This is a genomic window from Mycobacterium sp. 852002-51163_SCH5372311 (genome assembly GCF_001667115.1).
Lineage (GTDB): Bacteria > Actinomycetota > Actinomycetes > Mycobacteriales > Mycobacteriaceae > Mycobacterium.
The window spans coordinates 38,434-54,742 of sequence record NZ_LZIJ01000080.1; the positions used below are offsets into that span (position 1 = coordinate 38,434).

Annotated in this window: 20 protein-coding genes and 1 pseudogene; 7 read left to right on the forward strand and 14 right to left on the reverse strand. The window is 66.0% G+C overall.

Translation table 11 applies throughout. The features are described from left to right. Positions 1-918, forward strand: a complete 918-nt coding sequence (locus A5791_RS10895) for an MBL fold metallo-hydrolase (RefSeq protein ID WP_067235392.1) — start codon at positions 1-3, stop codon at positions 916-918. A 316-nt stretch (positions 919-1,234) separates the two neighbouring features. On the opposite strand, the gene A5791_RS10900 is transcribed toward A5791_RS10895, so the two are convergent. Next, the gene (locus tag A5791_RS10900; protein WP_067235396.1) at positions 1,235-2,086 is read right to left on the reverse strand and encodes an AraC family transcriptional regulator; all 852 of its coding nucleotides are present in this window, start codon (positions 2,084-2,086) and stop codon (positions 1,235-1,237) included. Between the two features lie 78 nt (positions 2,087-2,164). On the opposite strand from A5791_RS10900, the gene A5791_RS10905 reads away from it, so the two are divergent. Continuing rightward, complete coding sequence (locus A5791_RS10905; RefSeq protein WP_067235400.1) at positions 2,165-2,812, forward strand: class I SAM-dependent methyltransferase; 648 nt, start codon at positions 2,165-2,167, stop codon at positions 2,810-2,812. Here the strand turns inward: A5791_RS10905 and A5791_RS10910 are convergent. Both A5791_RS10910 and A5791_RS10915 read right to left on the reverse strand, forming a co-directional pair. Then, positions 2,809-4,041, reverse strand: a complete 1,233-nt coding sequence (locus A5791_RS10910; protein WP_067235404.1) for a zinc-binding dehydrogenase — start codon at positions 4,039-4,041, stop codon at positions 2,809-2,811. The two genes, A5791_RS10905 and A5791_RS10910, sit on opposite strands and share 4 nt — an antisense overlap. Then, positions 4,038-4,814, reverse strand: a complete 777-nt coding sequence (locus tag A5791_RS10915; protein WP_067235408.1) for an SDR family oxidoreductase — start codon at positions 4,812-4,814, stop codon at positions 4,038-4,040. The genes A5791_RS10910 and A5791_RS10915 overlap by 4 nt, the downstream gene beginning before the upstream one ends. A gap of 97 nt (positions 4,815-4,911) precedes the next feature. Here A5791_RS10915 and A5791_RS27190 point away from each other — a divergent pair. The 3 genes and pseudogenes from A5791_RS27190 to A5791_RS10930 form a co-directional block, all read left to right on the forward strand. After that, positions 4,912-5,853: pseudogene (locus A5791_RS27190) on the forward strand (class I SAM-dependent methyltransferase); the annotation flags it as partial. Then, the gene (locus tag A5791_RS27195; RefSeq protein ID WP_067235493.1) at positions 5,854-6,762 is read left to right on the forward strand and encodes a class I SAM-dependent methyltransferase; all 909 of its coding nucleotides are present in this window, start codon (positions 5,854-5,856) and stop codon (positions 6,760-6,762) included. A gap of 9 nt (positions 6,763-6,771) precedes the next feature. Next, positions 6,772-7,686: a class I SAM-dependent methyltransferase gene (locus tag A5791_RS10930; protein WP_067235411.1), complete on the forward strand. Its 915-nt coding sequence runs from the start codon at positions 6,772-6,774 to the stop codon at positions 7,684-7,686. Here the strand turns inward: A5791_RS10930 and sppA are convergent. Further along, the gene (gene sppA, locus A5791_RS10935; protein ID WP_067235496.1) at positions 7,683-9,452 is read right to left on the reverse strand and encodes a signal peptide peptidase SppA; all 1,770 of its coding nucleotides are present in this window, start codon (positions 9,450-9,452) and stop codon (positions 7,683-7,685) included. The genes A5791_RS10930 and sppA overlap by 4 nt on opposite strands. Before the next feature lie 139 nt (positions 9,453-9,591). Between sppA and A5791_RS10940 the strand changes: the two genes are divergently transcribed. Further along, positions 9,592-10,518, forward strand: coding sequence for an LLM class flavin-dependent oxidoreductase (locus tag A5791_RS10940; RefSeq protein ID WP_067235498.1), 927 nt, complete (start codon positions 9,592-9,594; stop codon positions 10,516-10,518). A gap of 4 nt (positions 10,519-10,522) precedes the next feature. Here the strand turns inward: A5791_RS10940 and rplO are convergent, their stop codons facing one another. Genes rplO through rplN form a run of 10 tightly spaced genes read right to left on the reverse strand, consistent with a single transcriptional unit; the run spans position 10,523 to position 14,654 of the window. Beyond that, positions 10,523-10,963 carry a 50S ribosomal protein L15 gene (rplO, locus tag A5791_RS10945; protein ID WP_067235414.1) on the reverse strand — a complete coding sequence of 147 codons (441 nt, stop codon included), beginning with the start codon at positions 10,961-10,963 and terminating at the stop codon, positions 10,523-10,525. After that, on the reverse strand, positions 10,960-11,154 hold the full coding sequence (gene rpmD / locus A5791_RS10950; protein ID WP_067235417.1) for a 50S ribosomal protein L30: 195 nt from the start codon (positions 11,152-11,154) through the stop codon (positions 10,960-10,962). Before rpmD ends, rplO begins: the two co-directional genes overlap by 4 nt. Continuing rightward, complete coding sequence (rpsE, locus tag A5791_RS10955) at positions 11,151-11,825, reverse strand: 30S ribosomal protein S5 (protein ID WP_067235420.1); 675 nt, start codon at positions 11,823-11,825, stop codon at positions 11,151-11,153. Before rpsE ends, rpmD begins: the two co-directional genes overlap by 4 nt. 37 nt (positions 11,826-11,862) lie before the next feature. Beyond that, a complete protein-coding gene (gene rplR / locus A5791_RS10960) occupies positions 11,863-12,231 on the reverse strand; it encodes a 50S ribosomal protein L18 (protein WP_082966864.1) in 369 nt (122 codons plus the stop codon). Positions 12,232-12,245: 14 nt separating this feature from the next. Continuing rightward, entirely contained in the window at positions 12,246-12,785 is a 540-nt protein-coding gene (gene rplF, locus A5791_RS10965) for a 50S ribosomal protein L6 (protein WP_067235427.1), read from the reverse strand. 10 nt (positions 12,786-12,795) lie between these two features. Beyond that, positions 12,796-13,194, reverse strand: a complete 399-nt coding sequence (gene rpsH / locus A5791_RS10970) for a 30S ribosomal protein S8 (RefSeq protein WP_067235432.1) — start codon at positions 13,192-13,194, stop codon at positions 12,796-12,798. Positions 13,195-13,214: 20 nt separating this feature from the next. Beyond that, positions 13,215-13,400, reverse strand: coding sequence for a type Z 30S ribosomal protein S14 (locus A5791_RS10975; protein WP_067235436.1), 186 nt, complete (start codon positions 13,398-13,400; stop codon positions 13,215-13,217). A 4-nt stretch (positions 13,401-13,404) separates the two neighbouring features. Further along, entirely contained in the window at positions 13,405-13,968 is a 564-nt protein-coding gene (rplE, locus tag A5791_RS10980) for a 50S ribosomal protein L5 (RefSeq protein WP_067235440.1), read from the reverse strand. Further along, on the reverse strand, positions 13,968-14,285 hold the full coding sequence (gene rplX / locus A5791_RS10985) for a 50S ribosomal protein L24 (protein WP_067235443.1): 318 nt from the start codon (positions 14,283-14,285) through the stop codon (positions 13,968-13,970). Before rplX ends, rplE begins: the two co-directional genes overlap by 1 nt. Further along, on the reverse strand, positions 14,286-14,654 hold the full coding sequence (gene rplN / locus A5791_RS10990) for a 50S ribosomal protein L14 (RefSeq protein WP_003403649.1): 369 nt from the start codon (positions 14,652-14,654) through the stop codon (positions 14,286-14,288). It lies immediately after the preceding gene. Between the two features lie 285 nt (positions 14,655-14,939). On the opposite strand from rplN, the gene A5791_RS10995 reads away from it, so the two are divergent. Further along, positions 14,940-16,247, forward strand: coding sequence for an adenylate/guanylate cyclase domain-containing protein (locus A5791_RS10995; protein WP_067235447.1), 1,308 nt, complete (start codon positions 14,940-14,942; stop codon positions 16,245-16,247). The last annotated feature ends 62 nt before the right edge of the window (positions 16,248-16,309 follow it).

A 16,309-nucleotide genomic window follows, 5' to 3' on the forward strand; every position in this document is an offset into this window, starting at 1 on the left:
ATGAATCGGCTGCGGCTGGGATCCGCGAGTGTCGCGCGCGTAGTGGAATTGCAATTCGACCTGGGCACCCGTGTTTTCCCGTCGACCACTCCGTCGGTATGGCGGGAGAACGCCGACCTGCTGGTGCCGGATTTCTTCAACCCCGACACCGACCAATGCCACATCGCGATCCAGAGCTGGGTCATCGAGGTCGACGGCTTGACCGTTGTTGTGGACACCGGCGTCGGCAATGACCGTGCGCGTCCGCATATGCCGCCTCTGGACCACCTGAACACCGGGTTCCTGGCCGCACTGCGGTCGGCGGGCATCGACCGCAACGCCGTGGACGTGGTGGTGAACACGCACATCCACTCCGATCACGTCGGCTGGAACACCCTGCAGGACAACGGAACTTGGGTGCCGACGTTTCCCAACGCGCGATATCTGGTGCCCGCCGCCGACTACCACTACTTCGAACCCGACGGGCCGGCGGCACGGCAATCGCCGCGCACCGAAGCAGAAGCGGCCCAACAGCGCGGCAACCAATTGATGTTCGCAGACAGCGTTTTGCCCGTCAGGGATGCAGGTCAGTTGGTCCACTGGTCTCACGACTATCAGGTCAGTCCGTCGCTGCGACTACGGCCCGCGCCCGGACACACCCCGGGCTCCTCGGTCCTGTGGCTGGATGCGGGTGAGCCGGCGGTCTTCGTCGGCGATCTCACGCACAGCCCGCTGCAGGTTCGACTACCCAATCAGCCCTGCGCATTCGACGTGGATGGAGCGGCCGCCGCGGGTACCCGCCGGCGTCTCTTCACCGAGGCTGTCGAGGCCCGGGCGGCGGTGATACCCGCCCACTATCCGGGTCGCGGCGGGGCGCGATTGAGCGCCGTCGCGGAACGCTTCGAAATCGACCACTGGCTGGACATTGATCCGCTCTGAAGCGGGTGGCCCTCGCCGCCGCGCCGAGTCACATCCGCCACATTGGCCTCGGCGCGGGAGACACTTACCTTTTTGTCCGCCTCGCAGCGACAACTCCTTTGGCGCGCAACGGTTGTCGATTGGGCGCGTTCTCAATCTCGGCTTTGGTTGTGAATCCTCGGCGTTGGGCGTGAATGCAGGGATTTGCGCGTGAGCCCTGGGCGGAAATTCGTGCCGCTTCCCCGGCCCGGCGTTCACAACGAAAGCCGTCAGTTCACACTCAACGCCGCCAGTCCACACGCAACGCGCAGTACGCGGACACGACAGTGCTGCGCGCTCATCTATACCGTCGCCAGTTGCGCGGTGAGATACCGTGCGCCCTGGTGAAGAGCCGACTGAAATAGCCGGGGTCGGGCACCCCTACCCGACGGGCTACCTCCGCCACCGGAAGGTCCGTCTCGCTCAGCAGTCCGCGGGCTTCGGCCATCCGGCGCTCGACGATCCACTCCTGCACGGTGCGTCCGGTGCGGCGACGTACGACGGTGGTCAGATGCCCCGGCGTCATGCCCAGTTCTCTCGCCACGTCGCGGAGTGACAACGGTTGGGTGTGACGTGCGTCGATCACCGCGAACACGTCGGCCAGCAGCGGTTCACCACTACGCCGCAAATCGGCTACCAGGTCGCGGGCTAGGCGTGCGAGATCTATCAGCAACAACGTCAAGTACGCCAGCGCCGCCTGCCGATAGCCCTCCTGCCCGGCGCTAAGTTCCCCCTCGATCGACTGGATCGCGTTGTCCCAGAATGGTATTCGGGCCGCGGGGATCTCCAGCCGCAGCAAGCCGCCCGACTGACCGTGCAGAAACGGGAACAGCAGCGGGTGAGCCCGCCACGCCGGCCACGGCGATCGCCCGTCCTCGCCCAGCGCGGCGGGATCGAAGAACACCGCCACCCCGTCATCCAGGCGTTGCAGTTGCCCGGGATCGAGCACCTCACCGGCGGCCGCCACGAACACCATGCCCGCCGAGGGGACGTACCAGAGCGCGGGGAAATCGTGAATGTGGCGTCCGAGGTCGCCGGAACCGCCATGGGGGTGCCGATGCACCGATACGGGGGAAACGTTGGGATCAGTCCGGTACTGGTAGACGGGCACACCGTCCCGATGGCTGATAACCCGTGTCGCCTGCGTCATACCATTCCCCAAAAATCGTCCTACTTTAGCCAATGATCACTCAATTATGTAGCCATGCAATGGCACAGTATGTAATCTATGGTCAAACATCATCCACATGACTACCTTCCGGCGGCCGGCCACGACGCGCTGCTGCCGGGCTATGACATTTTGACGCGCCTCATGGGCTTCAACCGTGTCTATCAAGAGCTCATCGCCCAGGCCGAACTCAGCGACGGCCACCGCGTGCTCGACATTGGCTGCGGCACGGGCAATCTCGTCACCCGAGCGAAACGCGATCACCCCGGCGTGGAGCTGATCGGATGCGACCCCGACCCCCGAGCGCTCAGTCGGGCGCAGCGCAAGGCTCGCCGATTGACGGGGATCCGCTTTGAACACGGCTACGCCCAACGACTCCCCTACGCCGACGGCGAATTCGACCGGGTGCTGTCGTCGATGATGCTGCATCATCTTGACGCCGAGGCGAAACCCACCGCGGCGGCGGAGATCTTCCGCGTGCTGCGTCCCGGGGGTCGACTTCATTTGGTGGACATGGGCGGCAACATGACCGCTCACGACGGCCTGGCAGCGCGGCTCGTCAAGCACAGCCCCCACGCGACAGGCAACCTCGGTGACGCGATTCCGCGGCTACTGGAGACGGCCGGATTCGACTGCACCGAAGTCGCCACGCAGCGCCACCGGTTCGTGGGACGACTCACCTACTATCTCGCCACCCGTCCGGCCTAGCGCTGATCGAAGGCAACTTTCACGGCACCGCTCTCGCCTTGGTTGGCAATCACCAGAAACGCATCCCGCCACTGCTCCAGCCGGAATGTGTGGGTCAGCATGGGCCGCAAGTCGATTCGGCCCGCCGAGACCAGATCGAGGTAGTGCGCGATCGCGTGCTTACGCTCCCCCTCCACCTCCTCGAAGCCGAAGGCGTTCGAACCGACCCAGCTGATCTCCTTGAAGTACAGCGGACTCCACTCCCACCGGCCGGGCGCGTGGACGCCCGTCTTCACCAGCGTCCCCCGCGCAACCAGCACCCGCACCCCCACTTCGAACGTCTCCGGCTTGCCGACCGTGTCGTAGACGACGTCGACCGCGCCGGGGTAGGCCATCGGCAGGCCCTGCAGCGGTTGTCGCAACCGGCCGCCGCCCCATGCGACCAGTTCCTCGACGACGGCCAGCCGCGGCTCGTGCGCCAGCACCTTCTCGGCGCCGAACCGGCGTGCCAGCTCGGCCTGGGCCGCGAACCGCGCCACCACCGCCACCGCCACATCCGGGTACAGCGTCCGCAGGATCGCCACCGCGCACAGCCCCAGCGAGCCGGCCCCGTACACCACAACCCGCCCTGAGCGCGGCGGCGGGTGGCGAGTTATCGCGTGCAGCGATACCGAGAACGGGTCGGCGAACACGGCCAACTCGTCTGGCACCGACTCCGGCACGCGGAACAGCATGCTGTCGTGTGCGGGCATCAGCTCGGCGTAGCCACCGGTCACGTCGGCCGAAACCCCGGTGTGGATGCCGGGCTTGATGTCGCCGTCGGTGAAGCTCCAGCACAGGCTGTAATCTCCGGTTTGGCAAGCGGGACAAGGTGGTTCGATGCCACGCGGCCCGCAGGACAGCCACGGGTTGAGCACCACCCGATGCCCGGGCTGCACGCCCCCCGCCTCCGGTCCCACTGCCATGACGTCGGCGACCACCTCGTGACCCATCACTTGCGGAAAGGAACAGAACGCGGCCATCGCGTTGTCGACGTCGTCTTCGCCGAAGTCCATCAGGATCTGCTTGGAGTCCGATCCGCAGATTCCGGTCAGCCGCGGCCGGGTGATCACCCAATCACGGTGCAGCAGCCGCGGTTCCGGTATCTCCCGCAGCGCAGTCGGCGTGCGGGCCAAGTTCTGGGTCAGCAGGTTGGCGTTCTCGGGAACCTCGAACGGCTCCGGTGGCACACCGTAAACCAGCGCCTTCATCGGGGTGCCATCAAGGCAGCACCGGCGATGAACGCATCGAGGTCTGCGTTCTTGGCGTCGACGACCGCCTTCATGTCGGGGACGTAGTGCTCGAAGCGGTCGCCGCCAAGCGCCGCGATGATGCCCTCGGCCACTTCATCGGCCGCCACTTTGGGACCCTGGTACAGCGGTTCCTCGTTGCCGGGTTGGTCCCAGATTTCGGTGTCGACCGGTCCCGGCTCGACCAGCTTCACCACAATGCCGGTGCTGTGCAGGTCGACGGCCATCGCCTCGCTCCATCCGCACAGCGCGAATTTGCTTGCGCAATAGGCGCTCTCATGGATGATCCCGAGACGGCCCCCAACGCTCGACACGTTGACGATCATGCCCGACCCGCGCGCGAGCATCCGCGGCAGCACGGCGAGCGTGAGCCGCATCGGCGCAAAGAAGTTCACCCGCATGACTGCCTCCACCTCGCCGGGGGCCAATTCGCTGACCGGCCGGCGTTTGGGGATCGCCGCATTGTTGACCAGAACGTCGATGCCGCCGAGCCCATCCCAGGCCCGCAGCGCCAACTTGCTCAACGCTTCGGTGTGGGCCAAGTCGGCCGGCCACATCGCCGAGGCGGGTGACGTCTGCCGACAGTCGGCCAGCACCTCGCTCAACCGATCGCGCCGACGGGCGACCAAGCCCACCACCGCACCCCGGGCGGCCAGCTGCCTGGCCAGCGCCGCCCCCAACCCCGAAGAGGCACCGGTGATGAGCACCCGCTTGCCGGCCGCCGAGTATGCCATCGCTCCAGGTTGCCTCCTGCGTCAAGTCCGCGGGAACCTTTCGCGCGACGCGTTTGTTATATTGGCTAAGTATCAACTGAGCTTATTTGGGGGCACCATGACGTCCACCGGTTCCATCAGGTACGAGGGCGACACCTGGGACCTTGCATCCAGCGTCGGGGTGACGGCGACGATGGTTGCCGCCGCCCGTGCGATCGCCACCCGAGCCGACAACCCGCTGATCAACGATCCATTCGCCGAGCCGCTGGTGCGAGCGGTCGGAGTGGACCTGCTCACCCGGCTGGCCAGCGGCGAAGTGGACCCGGCCGAGCTGGACGACAAGGACCACCCGGGCCGCTCTGCCGGCGCGATGACCCGCATGGCCGACAACATGGCCGTACGCACCAAGTTCTTCGACGACTTCTTCATCGAAGCCACCAAAGCCGGCATCCGGCAGGTGGTGATCTTGGCTTCCGGATTGGATTCGCGCGCCTACCGATTGCCGTGGCAGGCCCGAACGTTGGTCTTCGAGATCGACCAGCCGCAGGTTATCGAATTCAAATCCCGCACCCTGGCCGAGCTCGGCGCCGCACCCACCGCCAACCGGCGGGCGGTGGCCGTCGACCTGCGTGACGACTGGCCTGCCGCCCTACGCGCCGCGGGGTTCGACCCGTCGCAACCGACCGCCTGGAGCGCCGAGGGGCTGCTGGGCTACCTGCCGCCGGACGCGCAGGACCGACTGCTGGATACCGTTACCGAGCTCAGTGCGCCGGGCAGCAGATTCGCCACCGAAAGCGTCAGCAACGTCGACCCTGCCGATCAGCAGAAGATGAAAGAGCGCATGCAGATGATTTCCGAGCGGTGGCGGGCGCACGGCTTCGACATCGACATGACCGGCCTCGTGTACTTCGGCGACCGCAACGAGGCGGCGCCCTATCTTGCCGATCATGGTTGGCAGGTCACCGCCATCAACGCCCGGGACCTGTTGGTAGCCAACGGGCTCCCGCCGGTCGAGGACGACGACATGCCACGGGCCGATCTGTTCTACGTCAGTGCCACGCTGAACAAAGGCCGAACCGACGGCGACAGTTGGGGCCCGGCGTCCAGCGTGGGCGCGACAGCGACCATGGTCGCCGTCTCACGCGCCCGGGCCTCCCAAGGACCCGACGCGCTGCTGAACGACCCGCTGGCCGACCCGCTCGTGCGGGCGGTGGGCCTGGACCCGTTCATCCGGATGCTCGACGGCGAGATGCCTGTCGACGATGACCCGCTGTTCACCCGCCAGGCGATGAACGAACAGATCACCGTCCGAACCAGGTTCTTCGACGACTTCTTCAACTCGGCGGCCGCAGCGGGTATTCGCCAGGCCGTGATCTTGGCCTCCGGTCTGGACACCAGGGCTTACCGGCTGGGCTGGCCCGACGGCATGGTGGTCTACGAGATCGACCAGCCGCAGGTCATCGACTTCAAGACGCGGACCCTGGCCGATCTCGGTGCCGCGCCGGCGGCGGTCCGCAGGCCGGTCGGCGTGGATCTGCGGGACGACTGGCCGGCGGCGTTGCGGCAGCAAGGTTTTGACGTCAACCAACCCACCGCGTGGTCGGCCGAGGGCCTGCTGGTCTATCTACCGCCCGAAGCTCAGGACCGGTTGTTCGACAACATCACCGCGCTCAGCGCGCCGGGTAGCCGGGTGGCCACCGAGCATCTCCCCGATCCTCAGCAGTTCTTCAGTGAGCGGGCGCAGCAACTCTCCGACCGCTGGAAACGATTGGGAGTCGGGATCAACATGTCCGAGCTGATGTACGACGGCGAACGCAACACCGTCATCGACTACCTGACCACGCACGGCTGGGACGTCACCGCCCGCACTGCCCGGGAGCTATACGCGCACAACGGTTTCGAGTTCCCGGACGACGAGATGGCGGCGGTCTTCGGGAAGGGCAGCTACGTCGCCGCCACGCTTCGGTAGGGTTTCCTCATGGCACGGGCTCACGACGACAACTGGGATCTGGCGTCCAGCGTCGGCGCGACTGCAACCGTGGTTGCGGCCGGCCGCGCGATGGCGAGCAAGGATTCGCGCGGCCTGATCAACGACCCGTTCGCCGAACCGCTGGTGCGCGCCGTCGGGCTGGACTTCTTCGCCAAGATGATGGACGGCGAACTCGACCTGACGGCGATCGAGAACTTTTCGCCGGTGCGGGCGCAGGCGATGGTCGACGGGATGGCGGTGCGCACCAAGTACTTCGACGACTACTTCGTCGGGGCGACAGGCGGCGGAGTCCGTCAAGTGGTGATCCTCGCGTCGGGGCTGGATTCCCGCGCCTACCGGCTGCCCTGGCCGGTAGGCACCGTGGTTTACGAAATCGATCAGCCCCGGGTGATCGAGTTCAAGACAACCACATTGGACGAGATCGGTGCCAAACCGACCGCCACCCGGCGAACAGTTCCGATCGACCTGCGCGCCGATTGGCCCGCAGCCCTGAAAGCTGCTGGCCTGGACGCCTCAGCGCCGACGGCGTGGCTTGCCGAAGGCCTGTTGATCTACCTGCCTCCCGATGCCCAAGACCGGCTGTTCGACAACATCACCGAGCTCAGCGTTCCGGGCAGCACCATCGCCACCGAATTCGTGCCCGGCATCATCGATTTCGATGTCGCACGAGCACAGGACATGCCCAATCCCCTGCGGGACCACGGCGTGGACATCGACATGGCGTCGCTGGTCTACACCGGCGAACGCAGCCACGTCCTGGACTACCTGAGCGCCAAAGGGTGGAAGGTCGACGGAGTGACGCGGTCAGAACTGTTCGTACGCAACGGTTTAGACGTCCCTGCTCCGGAAGACGACAACCCTCTGGGAGAAATCATCTTCATCAGCGGCGGTCTGAGGGGTTAGAAGCGCGAGTCCCCCAGCCACAGCGCGCTGGTACCACTCATCGTCTGCTCGACGCGTTCGACGATCCCTGCAACCGAGCGGCTCAACAGCGCGCCGACCGCCTCGGGCAGCGACGAAGCGGCCGGTTGCGACGAGGATCGAGGCCGCACCATATCGAGCAACGAGGTGCCGGGGTAGCTGACGATGCGGACTTCGTCGTCCTCGTCCAGATCGACCAGTGCCTTGGCGCGGCGCACCGCGGCTCGCAGCCCGCCGAGTTCGTCGACCAGGCCTCGCTCGTGCGCGTCGGCGCCGGTCCAGACCCGCCCTCGCGCAACGGCTTCCACGGCTTCGACGCTCATGTTGCGGCCCTCGGCGACGCGTTCCACGAAGTCGCTGTAACACAGGTCCGCTTCGGCCACCAGCTGAGCCTGCTGTTCGGGCGTGAATGGCGCGTCGATCGACCAGGCGTCGGCATTGGAGTTGGTGCGCACGGTATCCGACCCAACTCCGAGCCGGTCCTTCAGGTCGCGTACCACCAGCTTGCCGGCGAGCACCCCGATCGAACCGGTGATCGTCCCCGGATTGGCAACGATCGCATCGGCGGCCATCGAAATGTAATAGCCACCGGAGGCTGCAACGGAACCCATCGACACCACCACCGGCTTGCCGCGCTCGCGCACCCTTTCCACCTCACGCCAGATGGTCTCCGACGCGGTGACCGAGCCTCCGGGGCTGTCCACCCGTAACACAATCGCCGACACCGCATCGTCGGCGGCCACCTCACGCAGTGCCGCCGCTATGGTGTCGGCGCCGGCGGGAGCGTTGCCGAGCGGGAAGAACTGGGGGCCGCCGCGTCCGTCGACAATCTGGCCCGCGACCGTGACCACCGCAATCGTGGGCTTGGATCGGCGGCCGGGAATCGGCACCGCCGGCGGGGCCAGCCTCGACTGGGGGGCTCCCGCGTAGCGCGCCAGGTACAGCCGTGGCAACGTCTCTGAATCACCTTCGAAACCAATCAGTTCCGCTATCCGGCCATAGGCTTGGTCGCGGAAACCGATCCGGTCGATTAGACCGGACGCGACCGCGTCGTCCCGCAGCAGCGGAGCCCGGTCGGCCAGGGCGTCGAGCGCGCCGGCATCGAGCTTGCGCGATTTTGCGATCGCCTCCCATACCTGGCTTCGCAGGCTCTCCAGCGTGCGGGTGACGGCCTCGCGGTGTGCGTCGGTGAAGCCGCTCTCGGTGAAAAGGCTTGCCCGCGACTTGTATTCACCACGAGCGACAATCTGGGCTTCGATCCCGGCCTTGTCCAGCGCGTCGCGCAAGAACATCGCGTTGCTGGCGAAACCGACCAGTGCGAGATTGCCCGACGGCTGCATCCATATCTCGCGGAATGCCGAAGCCAGGTAGTACGACAACGTGCCCGGGTAGGTCACGGCCCACGCCAGCGACGGCTTGACGGCACTGAAAGCGGCGATGGCCTCCCGAAGTTCCTGAACCGCCGCCGGCGGCGACGCCGCAAGCTGCACGCGAGCGATCAGCCCGGCAACCCGGGGATCCTCGGCGGCGCGGTGAATCGCGGCGACGGCATCGCGCAGCGCCATCGGCCGGCCGCCCCCGGTGATGAGCGCCAGCGGGTCGAAGCCCGCCGTCTCCGGTGGCACCGAACGCAGATTGAACTCGAGCACGCAGCCGTTGGGCACGCCGTGGTGGCGCGCCGTGTCGACGCGATGGGCCAGGGCACGCACGTCGTCGACACCGGGAAGAGAAGGCAGGAAGGCGAACATGCTCTGCAGCCTACCGACGTGGCGATCGCAAGCGCGGCGCAGCCGGGCGCCGCGGGTCGCCACCATGTCGACGTGGCGATCGCAAGCGCGGCGCAGCCGGGCGCCGCGGGTCGCCACCATGTCGACGTACGGTGGTCGGGTGAGGTTTTCGATCGCGATTCCCCAGTTCGACTACGACGAATTCGATGCGGCGGGGCTGAAAGCGTATCTGGCGCGCGCCGAGGAACTCGGGTTCGAAGGAGGTTGGGCGCTCGAGCAGATCATCGGCCCGGCACCGTTGCTGGCACCGATGGAGCTGCTGGCCTACTGCGCGGCCTGCACCGAGCGACTAAGGCTGGGCGTTGGCGTCCTGGTGACGTCGCTGCATGATCCCCTGCAGTTGGCGTCAGCCGCGACCGCCGTCGACCGACTCAGCCACGGACGGCTCGACATCGGCGTCGCGCCCGGCGGCGGTAGCCGCAAATTCGCCGCCTTCGGCGCCGAGAAATCCAGCTACATAAGCTATTTCACCGAGGGCCTGGAATTGATGAAGGCGGCGTGGTCCGAGGAGGCCAGGGTGACGTTCAACGGCCGGTTCCGCGACGTCGACGACCTGCCCATCCAGCCCAAACCGGTGCAGCGGCCACACCCGCCGATCTGGTTCGGAGGCAGTGCCCCAAAGGCGGTGGCGCGGGCGGTGCGTCACGGCGATGCGTTCCTGGGCGCGGGTTCGTCGTCCACCGACGCCTTTGCCGGGGCCGTCGCCGTGGTCCGGCGCGAGCTTGCCGAGCAAGGAAAAGACCCGGACCGGTTCACCATCGGCAAACGCGTCTATCTGACGGTCGACGACAATGCCGGCCGCGCCCGCGAGCGGGTGCTTGCCGGCCTGCGCCGCATCTACGGCCAGATGTCCGGCATCGACGCGGTGCCGGTTTCCGGCACGCCCGACGACGTCGTGCGAGGACTCAGTCAGGTGATCGACGCCGGCGCCCAGATGCTGCTGCTCAATCCCGTCGGCCCCGACGTCGCGGAGAACCGTGAGCAGATGGAACGCCTTGCCGCCGAAGTGATTCCGCGGTTGAGGTAGCCGGCTAGAGCTCGGTGACCGAGCCGCCGGCGGCGGTGATCTTCTCGCGTGCGCTGCCGCTGAACTTGTGCGCTGACAGGTCCACCTTCACCGTGAGCTTGCCGTCGCCGAGCACTTTGACCAGAGAGTTCTTGCGGACAGCACCCTTGGCCACCAGTTCGTCCACACCGACGGAGCCGCCCTCGGGGAACAGCCGGTTGATGTCGCCGACGTTGACGATCTCGTACTCGGTACGGAACCGGTTGCGGAATCCCTTCAGCTTGGGCAGCCGCATGTGGATGGGCATCTGCCCACCCTCGAAGGTCACCGGCACGTTCTTGCGCGCCTTGGTGCCCTTGGTGCCGCGGCCCGCGGTCTTGCCTTTGGAGCCGTCGCCGCGGCCGACGCGGGTACGCGCCGTCTTCGCCCCCCGGGCAGGCCGCAGGTCATGCAGTTTGAGCGTCATTTCGCGTCACCTCCAGCCGGCTCCACCTCGACGAGGTGTCGCACCACCGCGATCAGCCCACGGGTCTGCGGGTTGTCCTCGCGGATAACCGAATGCCGAATCCGTCGCAGCCCCAGCGTGCGCAGGCTCTCGCGCTGCTTCCAGCGCGCCCCGATGGTGCTGCGCACCTGGGTGATCTTCAGTTGGCTCATGGCTGTGCCTCCCGGCTTGCGGCCGCGGCCAGGGCTTCACTTTCCCGGCGCGCCTTGAGCATTCCGGCGGGAGCGACGTCTTCAATCGGCAGGCCGCGACGGGCGGCCACCTCCTCGGGACGCTGCAGCAGCTTGAGCGCGGCCACGGTGGCGTGTACCACGTTGATCGCGTTGTCGCTGCCCAACGATTTGGCCAGAATGTCGTGCACCCCAGCGCATTCCAGTACCGCTCGCGCCGCGCCACCGGCGATCACACCGGTACCCGGGCTGGCCGGACGCAACAGCACCACACCGGCGGCCGCCTCACCCTGAACCGGGTGCGTGATGGTGCCACCGATCAGGGGCACGCGGAAGAAGCCCTTGCGGGCCTCTTCGACGCCCTTGGCGATCGCGGCCGGAACTTCCTTGGCCTTGCCGTAGCCGACACCGACCATGCCGTTGCCGTCACCCACGATGACCAATGCGGTGAAGCTGAAGCGACGACCACCCTTGACCACCTTGGAGACGCGGTTGATAGCGACGACCCGCTCGAGGTAGTTGCTCTTGTCGCCGTCACGTTCGCGGCCCCCCCGGCCCCCGCCGCCGTCGCGGCGGCCGCGCGAGTCACGGCTGTCGCGCGAATCCCGGCTATCGGCGCGGGTTTCTCCGGCGCCTGCCGACTGCTCCGCCATTATGCGGTCCTTTCGTTCATCAAGCCTGTGTTGTTCATCAGAATCGCAATCCGTTCTCGCGCGCGGCATCGGCCAGCGCCGCGATGCGTCCGCCGTAGGTGTAGCCGCCACGGTCGAACACCACGGTGTCGATGCCGGCTGCCTTGGCGCGCTCAGCGATCAACTGGCCGACCCGCACGCTGTGAGCTTTCTTGTCACCGTCCAGGCCGCGCACATCGGCCTCGATCGACGACGCGGCGGCCAGTGTGGTGCCGTTGAGGTCGTTCACCAGTTGCACGTGGATGTGCCGTGCCGACCGGTGCACTACCAGTCGCGGACGCTGTGCGGTACCCGAGAGCTTCTTGCGCAGCCGTGCATGCCTACGCAGCCGCGAGACTCGCCGGGTGGCGGATACGCTCTGCCCCACTGATTGCGCCATGTTTACTTACCTGTCTTTCCGACCTTGCGGCGGATCTGCTCACCCTCGTAGCGCACGCCCTTGCCCTTATACGGGTCGGGACGGCGCAGACGGCGGATGTTCGCCGAGATCTGGCCGACCTTCTGCTTGTCGATGCCGGAGACCGAGAACTTCGTCGGTGTCTGCACCGCGAAGGTGATGCCTTCGGGCGCTTCGATCACGACCGGATGGCTGTATCCCAGGGCGAACTCGAGATTGCTGCCCTTGAGCTGTACGCGGTATCCGACGCCGAAGATCTCCATCTTGGTGGTGTAGCCCTCAGTCACACCGGTGACCAGATTGGACACCAGGGTGCGGGACAGGCCGTGCAAGGACCTGCTGCGCCGCTCGTCGTTGGGCCGGGAAACCACGATCGCACCATCGTCGTTGCGCGCCACCGTGATTGGCTCCGCGACAGTGAAATCCAGGGTCCCCTTGGGCCCCTTCACCGACACCTTCTGGCCGTCGATCGTGACGTCGACTCCGGTGGGGACCGGAATCGGCTGCTTACCAATGCGCGACATGCTTACTCCCTCACCACACGTACGCGAGGACTTCGCCGCCCACGCCCTGTCTGGCTGCCTGACGATCGGTCAGCAGGCCCGAGGAGGTCGAGATGATCGCCACACCCAGGCCGCCCAGCACCCGCGGCAGGTTGGTGGACTTCGCGTACACCCGCAACCCCGGCTTGGACACCCGGCGCAGACCGGCGATGCTGCGCTCGCGGCTCGGCCCGTACTTGAGCTGAATGACCAACGACTTGCCCACCCGAGCGTCCTCGGTGCGGTAATCGGTGATATATCCCTCTTTTTTGAGGATCTCGGCGATGTTCGCCTTGATCTTCGAGTGCGGCAACGTCACCTCGTCGTGGTACGCCGAATTGGCGTTGCGCAGACGGGTCAAGAAGTCTGCGATCGGATCCGTCATCGTCATGGTTTAGTCCCTGTGTCCTGTCACCAGCTGCTCTTCTGCACGCCGGGCAACTCGCCCGCATGCGCCATCTCGCGCAGGCAGATCCTGCACAACCCGAACTTGCGGTACACCGCGCGCGGGCGGCCACACTTGCTGCAGCGGGAGTAGGCGCGCACCGCGAACCTGGGCTTCTTCGCCGCCTTGTTAACCAGTGCCTTCTTAGCCATGTGCTCAGTTCTCCTTGAACGGAAAGCCGAGGGCCCGCAACAGCGCTCGTCCTTCGTCGTCGTTCGTCGCCGAGGTGACGACGTTGATGTCCATGCCGCGAACCCGGTCGATCTTGTCCACGTCGATCTCGTGGAACACCGACTGCTCGGCCAGTCCGAACGTGTAGTTGCCGACCCCGTCGAACTGTTTGGGCGAAAGCCCGCGGAAGTCACGGATACGCGGAAGTGCGATCGAGGTGAGACGGTCGAGGAACTCCCACATCCGGTCGCCCCGCAGGGTAACCCGGACACCGATCGGCATGCCTTCACGCAATTTGAACTGCGCGATGGACTTTCGCGCTTTACGGATCTCCGGCCGCTGCCCGGTGATCAGCGCCAGGTCGTTGACCGCGCCGTTGATCAGCTTCGCGTCCCGGGCGGCTTCGCCGACCCCCATGTTGACGACGACCTTGGTCACCGTCGGGATCTGCATGACGTTGCCGTAGCCGAACTGCTTGTGCAATGCATCCCGAATCTCGTTGCGGTAGCGCACCTTGAGGCGCGGCTGAACCTTCTCTGCAGTGCTCATCAGATGTCCTTGCCATTGCGCTTGGAGATACGGACGCGCTTGCCGGTCTCCTCGTCCACCCGGTAACCGATTCGGGTGGGCTTGCCGTCCGAGTCGACCACCATCACGTTGGAGACGTGAATCGGGGCTTCCTGCGTGACGATTCCACCGGACCGGGCACCGCGCTGATTCGTCGAAATCGCGGTGTGCTTCTTGATTCGGTTGACGCCCTCGACCAGTACCCGATTACGGTCCGGGTAGGCCTGCAGCACCTTGCCCTTGGCGCCCTTGTCCTTGCCGGCGATGACCAGCACGGTGTCGCCCTTGTGGACCTTCATCTACAGCACCTCCGGGGCCAGCGAGATGATCTTCATGAATCGCTTCTCCCGCAGTTCGCGGCCGACGGGGCCGAAGATGCGGGTTCCGCGCGGGTCGTTGTCGGGCTTGATGATCACCGCGGCGTTCTCATCGAACTTGATGTAGCTGCCGTCGGGACGCCTGCGCTCCTTGACCGTGCGAACCACGACCGCCTTGACGACGTCTCCACGCTTGACGTTGCCGCCGGGAATGGCGTCCTTGACTGTGGCGACGATGACGTCACCGATGCCGGCGTACCGCCGTGACGAGCCACCCAGCACCCGGATGCACAAGATCTCCTTGGCGCCGGTGTTGTCGGCGACCTTCAGCCGCGATTCCTGCTGAATCACTAGATCTCCTGACCTGGTTGACGTGAGCACGGCAGGAGACGTGGTAGGCCTCGATAACGCATAGCCCACCGAAACCTGACGTGCGCGGTCTTTCTTTGCCGAAGGGCACGCAGGGCCGATAGCGCTTGCACGCACCAGCCGAGGTCTGCCCAAGGCAACCCCTAGAGTCTAGGTGAAGGCCAGCTCAGAGCCAAATCTGCGGATTGGCTGCTGGACACTCCTAGAGCACGCTCGTGAGCAGCATAGACGCTGTGGAAGCCCGGCCCTGGGACTTAGACTTCCGCAATGTTCTCGGAGACGCGCTATGCGATGAACGGCGATGTGCGCGTCGCGTATCGCACATCCCGGGAAGGTGAGCGGGACATCGTGTTCGTCTCCAACCCGTTCACCAACTGTGAGGTCTTCACCGAACTGCCGTATATCCAAGGCTGGCTCGAGGCGATGACCTCGCTTGGTCGATTCATCTTCTTCGACCATCCGGGCACGGGGGTGTCCGATCCCGCACCCCCGACCTTGGAGTTATGGGCTGACAGCATCGTCGCCGTGTTGGACGAACTCGGAAGCGGCGAAGCGGTCCTCATCGCGATGAACGGCACGTTCGCGTCATCGGCGGTCTTCGCAGCGACACATCCATCCCGCACCGCCGCGTTGGTCGTGCTCGACGGCTATGCGGATCCGCTTGTTGAACGCACGGAGGGATCCACGCCAGAGGAGCTCTCTACCGCCGCGGCCGCCATGTGGGGCACGGGCAAGCTCGCGCATCTCGGGAATCCGGACATGCCGTGGAACGAGGAGATTCGAGCAACCTGGGCGCGACACGAACGCCTGGCGGCAAGCCCCGCGACGTTTGCTTTGATGAGGCCGCTGCTGGATGAAATGGACGTGCGGGCATTGCTTCCCACAGTCCGCGTTCCGACACTCGTGGTCCATCACTCTGACGACGCCTTTATCTCGCCCGAGTTGGGCAAGTACATCGCCGATCGCATACCGGGCGCGAAATACGTTGAGCTACCGGGCCGTAACGTGTTCCACTTCGTCGAGCCGTGGCGAGCGTCGTTTCAGGAGATCGCGGAGTTTCTGACCGGTGAGCAGGCCGAGGTGGCCGATGATCGGGTTTTGGCCACGGTGTTGTTCACCGACATCGTGGATTCGACGCGGCGGGCGGCTGAGTTGGGTGATCGGGAGTGGCATGCGCTGCTCGATGCGCACGACGCCGTAGTGCGCGCGCAGCTGGCCCGGTTTCGGGGTCGTGAGGTGAACACCTCCGGTGATGGTTTTTTGGCGGTGTTCGACGGCCCGCAGCGCGCGATCCGCTGTGCGGTGGCGATTCGTGATGCGGTGCAGGCGTTGGGCATCGCGGTGCGTGCCGGGTTGCACACCGGTGAGTGTGAGGTCCGCGGTGAGGACCTGGGCGGGATCGGGGTGCACATCGGCGCGCGGGTGAGCGCGCTGGCCGGGCCCAACGAGGTGCTGGTGTCTCGCACGTTGCGCGATCTGGTGATCGGGTCGGGGCTGCAGTTCGCGGACCGCGGCGCCTATGAGCTCAAGGGCGTGCCCGGGCAGTGGCGGCTGTTCGCCGTCGCAGGTGGGTGAACCGGTCCCGCCGTTAGAAGGGTGGGGGTTCCTCGGGTGGGGCCGGTCCAGCGGCGTCCCGA

Excerpts from the sequence above, each read along its gene's own strand:
- A5791_RS10895 (WP_067235392.1), top strand. The coding sequence starts at position 1 with ATGAATCGGCTGCGGCTGGGATCCGCGAGTGTCGCGCGCGTAGTGGAA.
- A5791_RS10900 (WP_067235396.1), bottom strand. The coding sequence starts at position 2,086 with ATGACGCAGGCGACACGGGTTATCAGCCATCGGGACGGTGTGCCCGTC.
- A5791_RS10905 (WP_067235400.1), top strand. The coding sequence starts at position 2,165 with ATGGTCAAACATCATCCACATGACTACCTTCCGGCGGCCGGCCACGAC.
- A5791_RS10910 (WP_067235404.1), bottom strand. The coding sequence starts at position 4,041 with ATGAAGGCGCTGGTTTACGGTGTGCCACCGGAGCCGTTCGAGGTTCCC.
- A5791_RS10915 (WP_067235408.1), bottom strand. The coding sequence starts at position 4,814 with ATGGCATACTCGGCGGCCGGCAAGCGGGTGCTCATCACCGGTGCCTCT.
- A5791_RS10930 (WP_067235411.1), top strand. The coding sequence starts at position 6,772 with ATGGCACGGGCTCACGACGACAACTGGGATCTGGCGTCCAGCGTCGGC.
- sppA (WP_067235496.1), bottom strand. The coding sequence starts at position 9,452 with ATGTTCGCCTTCCTGCCTTCTCTTCCCGGTGTCGACGACGTGCGTGCC.
- rplO (WP_067235414.1), bottom strand. The coding sequence starts at position 10,963 with ATGACGCTCAAACTGCATGACCTGCGGCCTGCCCGGGGGGCGAAGACG.
- rpmD (WP_067235417.1), bottom strand. The coding sequence starts at position 11,154 with ATGAGCCAACTGAAGATCACCCAGGTGCGCAGCACCATCGGGGCGCGC.
- rpsE (WP_067235420.1), bottom strand. The coding sequence starts at position 11,825 with ATGGCGGAGCAGTCGGCAGGCGCCGGAGAAACCCGCGCCGATAGCCGG.
- rplF (WP_067235427.1), bottom strand. The coding sequence starts at position 12,785 with ATGTCGCGCATTGGTAAGCAGCCGATTCCGGTCCCCACCGGAGTCGAC.
- rpsH (WP_067235432.1), bottom strand. The coding sequence starts at position 13,194 with ATGACGATGACGGATCCGATCGCAGACTTCTTGACCCGTCTGCGCAAC.
- A5791_RS10975 (WP_067235436.1), bottom strand. The coding sequence starts at position 13,400 with ATGGCTAAGAAGGCACTGGTTAACAAGGCGGCGAAGAAGCCCAGGTTC.
- rplE (WP_067235440.1), bottom strand. The coding sequence starts at position 13,968 with ATGAGCACTGCAGAGAAGGTTCAGCCGCGCCTCAAGGTGCGCTACCGC.
- rplX (WP_067235443.1), bottom strand. The coding sequence starts at position 14,285 with ATGAAGGTCCACAAGGGCGACACCGTGCTGGTCATCGCCGGCAAGGAC.
- A5791_RS10995 (WP_067235447.1), top strand. The coding sequence starts at position 14,940 with ATGTTCTCGGAGACGCGCTATGCGATGAACGGCGATGTGCGCGTCGCG.